This window comes from Microvirga tunisiensis (assembly GCF_009296175.1).
Classification (GTDB): domain Bacteria; phylum Pseudomonadota; class Alphaproteobacteria; order Rhizobiales; family Beijerinckiaceae; genus Microvirga; species Microvirga tunisiensis.
Genome location: NZ_VOSK01000526.1, coordinates 1 through 3,158 on the forward strand (window position 1 = coordinate 1; position 3,158 = coordinate 3,158).

3 protein-coding genes are annotated in these 3,158 nt (G+C 63.2%); 2 read left to right on the plus strand and 1 reads right to left on the minus strand.

Going from position 1 to position 3,158, the window contains the following annotated elements; all coding sequences use genetic code 11:
* Both FS320_RS40640 and FS320_RS40645 read left to right on the plus strand, forming a co-directional pair.
* On the plus strand, positions 1–1,184 hold a 1,184-nt coding region (locus FS320_RS40640), incomplete at its 5' end, for a protein-L-isoaspartate O-methyltransferase family protein (protein ID WP_338105685.1).
* Between the two features lie 130 nt (positions 1,185–1,314).
* Positions 1,315–1,827 carry a GNAT family N-acetyltransferase gene (locus FS320_RS40645; RefSeq protein WP_152718188.1) on the plus strand — a complete coding sequence of 171 codons (513 nt, stop codon included), beginning with the start codon at positions 1,315–1,317 and terminating at the stop codon, positions 1,825–1,827.
* 81 nt (positions 1,828–1,908) lie between these two features.
* On the opposite strand, the gene FS320_RS40650 is transcribed toward FS320_RS40645, so the two are convergent.
* A complete protein-coding gene (locus FS320_RS40650; protein WP_162003581.1) occupies positions 1,909–2,553 on the minus strand; it encodes an HAD-IA family hydrolase in 645 nt (214 codons plus the stop codon).
* Positions 2,554–3,158: the final 605 nt, after the last annotated feature.

Genomic DNA, 3,158 nt, shown 5'->3' on the forward strand with positions numbered 1-3,158 from the left:
CGGCGAAGCGGGCGGGCAGGTGCAGCATGGCGGCGTCTCTTGGCGGAAACTCTGCCAGTCTACCGCATCGTTCGCTTCGCCGCCCCTCGCTCTCACATCACCCGTCAGAAATGGCTAAACTCAAGCTCAGAAGGCGAGAGGCGGATGCCGCCCGCGGCCTGATCCCTGTGGACGACCCCGATCACCATAAGGATGGGCGGCTCGCGGCAGCCGCCGGGACGTTCGCGGCTCTTCCCACCGGCCAGACCCTGCCTCTAGGCTTCCTGTCCCAACGCACAGGGGACGCAAAGGATCACGGGATGAATATCTCGGAACTCGATATCGTTAGACGCGCCTATGCCCGGCAGATGGTCGGGCTGCTCGGCCTCACGAGCGAGCGCCTTGAGAACGCATTCGCGGCCGTTCCTCGTGAGTGTTTCCTCGGCCCCGAGCCCTGGCACGTCCGGCATGGTCCGGGCGGATACGTGGCATTGCCCTCCAATGACCCCGTCTACGCCTACCAGGACGTGCTGTTTGCACTCAAGCAGGAGCGGGGCGTGAACAACGGCAGCCCCTCCCTCCATGCGCGGATGATGCACGCGCTCAATCCGGCCGTAGGGAGCACGATTGCGCATATCGGCACCGGCACGGGCTATTACAGCGCCATCCTGGCCGAACTGGTCGGTTCCTCAGGCCAGGTGACCGCGGTCGAGTACGATCCGGCTCTGGCCGAGCAGGCACGGGTCAACCTCGCGCCGTGGCCAAACGTCGAGGTCGTCCAGGACGATGGTGCCGCCTGGCCGCGCAGCGATGTCGATGGCATCTACGTGAACTTCGCCGTCGAACGGCCAGCCGATCGGTGGATCGAGCACCTGCGCCTGAAGGGGCACTTAGTCTTCCCGATCGGCGTGGCCGGGCGGCCGAGATCGCCCGGAGGACCGCGGCATACGGTACGCGGCGGTGTCCTGCTCGTGGAGAAGAACGGATCCGAGCATCCGGTCAGGGTCGTCAGCCCGGCGAGCTTCGTCTATGCCGAGGGCCGGCTCGGGGTCAACGACGAGGAGAGAGAGCGCCTTGCGGTCGCGTTCGACCGCGGTGCGGCAGAGTTCGTCCGGACGCTTGTCTGGAAGAAGCCCGTCGATCCTGCGCGGTGCTGGTACGCGGCGGCCGATTGGGCGCTGTCCTACGATCCGCCGCGGGAGTGACGAAGATTGGCTTTCAAACATTCGGAGTTGAACGAGGCGGCAGGCCGTGGCTGACTTGTAGCGGATCGAGCGGTTGGGCTTGTGCGTCCGCATCGATCCGCTCTCCAACGTCGGCCAAAGGAGCCCTCCAATGATCATCCGTCCCATGGCCAGAGGAGATGCTGAGACCGTCCATGCGATCCACGGCGCGTGCCTGACCCGGACATTGCTGGGACGCTACACGCACGAGCAGATCACGGCATGGATGGACGGCCGCACTCCGGAAGGATACGTCCGAGCCTCTGAGGCAGGGGAGCGGTTCTTCGTGGCGGAGGCGGACGGCGTTGTCGTCGGATATGCCTCGTGGGAGGATGACGAGCTGCTGTCGCTGTTCGTTCATCCGGACTGCCAATCCCGAGGCATAGGCTCGGCCCTCGTCGAGGCCTGTCTCGCCGATGCCGAATGCACAGGGGGCGCCATCACCAAGGTCAAGTCGGTATTGGGAGCGGAGGCATTCTACGCGAAGCATGGCTTTGCCTCGGAATGCCGGGGAAGCACGGCGAAGCGAGGCGTCGAGATCCCAGACGCGAGGATGCGCCGGGAGCACCCAGGGGGTCCCGTACAGCTCTTGGCTTCTCCAGGAGCCAAACCATTCCAACCCTAAGCCGTCGGCGATTGTCAGGTCACCCAATTCGATGGGCCGCAGCACCTCTGGTGGCCTTTACTACCGAATGCTTATCGGAAATTATCCACATGGCTTCTCGAATTCATCGCCAGCGAACCTGGTCGGGACGTGCACCTTGAGGATATCCAACAGATGCTCTTCGCCGGTCCAAAGAACGGCCTCCCAGCCACAGCCCTGAGCTGCGCGAATGTTCTCAGGTGTATCGTCGATCAGAAGGAGATCTGCCGGCCGCATCCCTACCGCCAGCGCCGCGCCCTCGAAGAAAGCCATGTCGGGTTTCTTCGCGCCGATCTGAGCCGAATACTGGATCCCGTCGACGGCACCGACCAAGCCCAGCGTGCCCATGAGATACTGCGCCCGTCGGTGCTCCTGATTGGTGGCGAGGTGAACCTGAAAGCCCCTCGATCGAAGCTCGCTGAGATCCTGGAGCAGCCGGCAATCGAGACGCGCATCTTGCTCGAACCAGTAGTCAATGAGCCGATCTGCCGTGACGTGGGAAGCATTCCTTTCCAGCACCTCCGACAGCCGATCTTCCAGCCTCACCCGGCCAATCACGATATCGTTCCAATGTTCGGCGAAGAACTCCCGGTGCAGGTCTTCCGGCCGCAGGCCCAGGTCGGCCTCGAGGGATGTCGACCAGTGGCGGCCATCCTCGGGCCTCCCCCTGACGAGGACTCCATCAACATCAACCATGAGGGCTTTGATCACCAGGCCTCCTGCGGCTCAGGAATGACGTCGAGATTGAAAGAGCTGCCGATCTTTCACAACAAGTATTCCATAACCACCCTTCTCGGAAATTTGCCGCGGGTCTCGCCGCAAGTCATTGATGGATATGGCACGCAACGGACTCCAGGCTCGGAAGGTCTCAAAATGGCACATGGCTGACCTTAGCCGTACTTCCGCACTGCTTGGATGAGCGGACTTTCGTTCGAACCCGTGCTCCTACCGAGTTTGACCCACACCGGACCGTCCAGCCTCCATGAAAGCCCGGCAAGGATTCCCCGCGCTAGTCCTCATCTGACGAAATCCCGATGGCGAGCCGGTGCACTCACGCGCCGTGAGATCTGGAAGCGGATACCCTTCATTCGATAACGAGATCGGCAAAACGCCCGTGCCTTCCCATCAAGCCGGCGACTACGGCGCGTGTTCTCCCTCCGGACGAGGATTGCCTCAGGGAGCTGCAGCATCAGAAGCGGATCGGCCCAGGCTCTCCACATGATCACCGAGAGACTGCCGCGTCCGGGGATCGACCACCGCCAGTGGTGCGGCCACCGCCAGACCGGCCGCCGTTCCGACGGCGGTGGCCGCAC

Coding starts and splice junctions, on each gene's coding strand:
- FS320_RS40645 (WP_152718188.1), top strand. CDS start 1,315: ATGATCATCCGTCCCATGGCCAGAGGAGATGCTGAGACCGTCCATGCG.